This window comes from Acetomicrobium mobile, assembly GCF_937920065.1.
Genome location: NZ_CALETC010000186.1, coordinates 1 through 3,345 on the forward strand (window position 1 = coordinate 1; position 3,345 = coordinate 3,345).

2 protein-coding genes are annotated in these 3,345 nt (G+C 45.6%); one reads left to right on the forward strand and one right to left on the reverse strand.

Annotated features, from left to right (window positions below):
- A partial coding sequence (nifJ, locus tag Q7P41_RS07295; RefSeq protein WP_303883181.1) for a pyruvate:ferredoxin (flavodoxin) oxidoreductase occupies window positions 1-2,304 on the reverse strand: 2,304 nt, incomplete at its 3' end.
- A gap of 107 nt (window positions 2,305-2,411) precedes the next feature.
- Here nifJ and malQ point away from each other — a divergent pair.
- Window positions 2,412-3,345, forward strand: a 934-nt coding sequence (gene malQ / locus Q7P41_RS07300; RefSeq protein WP_303883182.1) for a 4-alpha-glucanotransferase, incomplete at its 3' end; no start/stop codon positions are given.

The window sequence follows — 3,345 nt, forward strand, 5'->3', positions numbered from 1 at the left end:
GTTTTTGCTTACCGGACAATTGGCGACACAGCTGCCACATCCCGTGCAATCTTCGGGTGCGATTTGAATAGTAAAGACCTGTTCTTTATATTGAGGCCATTTCGCCTCAGCGTATTGCCATCCTTCTGGGGCATCATTTAGGTATGATTTGTCATATACCTTTGCCCTTATTGTGGCATGAGGGCAAATGAAGGTACAACGCCCACATTGTATGCATGCACTCGGGTTCCATTTAGGGATTTCAACGGCGATGTTGCGTTTTTCCCATTTGGAGGTTCCAGAGGGGAAAGTTCCATCATCCGGAAGCTTACTGACAGGAAGCTTGTCCCCTTGTAGTACCATCATGGGACCGAGTACCTCTTTGACAAATTCCGGTGCTTTATCGGACACGGCTGGTTTGATGTCGAAGTTGCTCGTCACTTCGCCAGGTACCTTGACCTCGTGCAGGTGTTCTAAAGCAGCATCGACCGCTGCTATGTTTTTGTTCACCACGACTTCTCCTCGTTTGCCGTAGGTTTGTACTATCGCTTCTTTTATCTTTTCTATGGCGAGGTCAAAAGGAATAACCCTGCTCAAGTAGAAGAAACATGTTTGCATTATAGTGTTTATGCGAGGACCTAATCCTACTTCCCTTGCTAAACTATAGGCATCTATTACGTAGAAGCGCAATTTCTTGTCTATAATTTGTTGTTGCATCGTCCGTGGCAAACGATCCCATACCTCTTCGGCGGGGTAGGGGGAGTTGAGCAAGAATACAGCTCCCTCTTCGGCTATATCGAGAATGTTTAACTTTTCTGTAAAGGCGAACTGATGACAAGCTACGAAGTTGGCTTTATCGATCTGATAAGTCGAACGAATGGGGTTTGGTCCGAAACGGAGGTGCGAGATGGTATAGCCACCCGCTTTCTTGGAGTCGTATACGAAATAACCTTGAGCATAAAGGTCGGTCTCCTCACCTATTATCTTGATCGAATTTTGATTTGCACCTACCGTGCCATCTGCACCCAAGCCAAAAAATACAGCTCTTGTGGACTCGGGATCGGCTATGGAAAAGCTAGGATCCACATCCAGGCTTGTATTGGCTACGTCATCTTCTATGCCGACGGTAAAATGGTCTTTGGGACTGGATTTCTTTAGCTCGTCAAAGACAGATTTAACCATGGCCGGTGTAAACTCCTTGGAAGATAGGCCATACCGTCCGCCAATAACAGTCGGATCGAAATCTGGGCTTAAGCTGCCATTGCGTTTGGCTTCATATATGGCGTTTACGACGTCGAGGTACAAAGGCTCGCCAGTGCTTCCGGGCTCTTTAGTACGATCAAGTACGGCGATTGACTTCGTGGTTTTGGGGAGAGCTTTTGCAAAATGCCCGATGGAGAAGGGTCTGTAAAGCCGCACCTTTACGATACCAACCTTTTCTCCCTGTTTTGTAAGGTACTCTACAGTTTCGTGGGCCACCTCGGCGCCTGAGCCCATTAAGATTAACACTCGCTCTGCGTCAGGTGCGCCCATGTAGTCAAATAAGTGATATTGTCTGCCCGTTAGCTTCGCAAATTGATCCATCACTTCCTGCACGATTTTGGGGCAGACCATGAAGTAGGGATTACAACCCTCTCTAGATTGGAAGAAAACGTCGGGATTTTGGGCTGTGCCGCGGATGAACGGACGGTCAGGGGAAAGCGCACGTTTTCTGTGTTCTAGGACCAGATCAAAGTCTACCATCTGTCTCAGCGTATCATCACCAATGTACTCTATTTTACTGATTTCGTGGGATGTTCTAAAACCATCAAAGAAATGAAGGAACGGTACCCTACTTTTTAGCGTTGAGGCTGTGGCGATAACTGCAAGGTCATGTGCCTCTTGCACCGAATTCGATGCTAAAAGCGCCCATCCCGTTTGCCTGACTGCCATGACATCACTATGATCTCCAAATATGGAAAGTGCATGAGTAGCGATAGTTCTTGCCGAGACGTGCATGGTAGCGGATGTCAACTCTCCTGCAATTTTGTACATATTGGGGATCATCAAGAGTAGTCCTTGAGATGCAGTAAACGTCGTGGCAAGTGTTCCACCTTGGAGTGCTCCGTGAAGGGAACCAGAAGCTCCTCCTTCACTCTGTAATTCGACGACCTTTGGGACGAAGCCCCACACATTGGGGTCACCTTTCGCAGCCCATTCGTCAGCATACTCGCCCATAGGAGAAGAAGGCGTTATGGGGTATATTGCAGCAACTTCAGATAGCCTATATGCGACTGATGCCGTGGCCTCGTTGCCATCGATGGTGACAAATTTTTTTGCTGGCATTGCGTAAACCTCCTTAAGAATTGTTTTTTAAAGAAAACGTAAATTGACACTAAGAATTCTAGAACATTATACCACAAGCTAGATGTTTTGGTATATCATTTTACCAGATGATGAAAAATGTCGCAAACAGGACGGAATACGATTTTATGGCTCACAGGAGAAGTGGAATATTACTACATTTGACATCATTGCCATCTGGTTGGGGCATTGGCGACATGGGGCCAATGGGGTATCGCTTTGTTGATTTGTTATGGGCACATGGCCAATCAGTTTGGCAAATTTTACCATTAAACCCAACGGAGGAAATTTATGATTTTTCTCCGTATAACTCAACTTCTGTGTTTGCTGGCAACCCCCTGCTCATAAGCCCCGAGATATTGGTTGAGGATGGTTATTTGTGTAACGGTGATCTTCCTTCAAAATTTAGCAGCCCAGATGCCGATTTTAAGCGCGCTTGGAGCGTTCGCCTACAGCTATTACAAAAAGCGTATGATAGCTTTCTCCCAGACGGCAAGTTTCAACGCTTTTGCAAAACAAACGAGTGGTGGCTTGAAGATTATGCGTTATACCAAGCCCTTAAATCTTACTATCACCTTCCTTGGTACATGTGGCCGCAAGATTTGAGAAGGAAAGAAGCTGGAGCCGTTGATATAGCTAAAAAAAAGTTTGCTGATTATATGAATAAAGAAAAGTTTGTTCAATACATCTTTTATGATCAGTGGAGCAGATTGCGCCATTATGCAAACTCTCGAGGGATTAGCATGTTTGGGGATATGCCTTTGTACGTGGCTCACGATAGCGTTGATGTATGGACGAACCAAGAGATGTTTTGCCTAGATGACGAGGGGATGCCGCTTGAAGTCTCAGGAGTTCCTCCTGATTATTTCAGCGTGACAGGGCAATATTGGGGTAATCCCTTATATAATTGGGAAGTAATCGAAGAACGAGGATTTGAATGGTGGATAAAAAGGCTCAAATATGCTTTTTGCCTATACGACATGGTTAGAATAGATCATTTTAGAGGATTAGTGGCTTATTGGG